Below are 289 nucleotides of genomic sequence, written 5' to 3'. Positions count from 1 at the left end.
CAACATGGGGCGCCACTTGTGGCGCCTGATCCGCCCGCAGTTTTTGTGGAAGATGCTGCGTTCCAACGCTGCCGGCCTGTATGGCTGGGATATTTTGCTGGCCGGCACCGCCTGGCCAGGCAAGCCGATTGGCCGCGACCTGGGGCATTTGATGCGCCAGGCCAAGGCCGCCGGGCATGAAGTCGGCCTGCACGCCTGGGACCACCATGGCTGGCAGGCCAACACCGGGCGTTGGAGCGAGGCACAGCTGGTCGAGCAGATTCGGCGCGGCGTAGACACCTTGAGCGAC

At 66.1% G+C, this 289-nt stretch carries 1 protein-coding gene; it reads left to right on the top strand.

What is annotated here, in order from left to right:
- Positions 1-52: 52 nt before the first annotated feature.
- The coding region (locus J8I82_RS38070; RefSeq protein WP_209765805.1) for a polysaccharide deacetylase family protein at positions 53-289 on the top strand (237 nt) is incomplete at its 3' end.

The sequence above is a fragment of the Cupriavidus consociatus genome (assembly GCF_017814975.1).
In the GTDB taxonomy this organism is placed as follows: Bacteria; Pseudomonadota; Gammaproteobacteria; order Burkholderiales; family Burkholderiaceae; genus Cupriavidus; species Cupriavidus consociatus.
The sequence above is the reverse complement of the archived record's forward strand: the minus strand, read 5'-3'. Positions and strand labels throughout refer to the sequence as shown.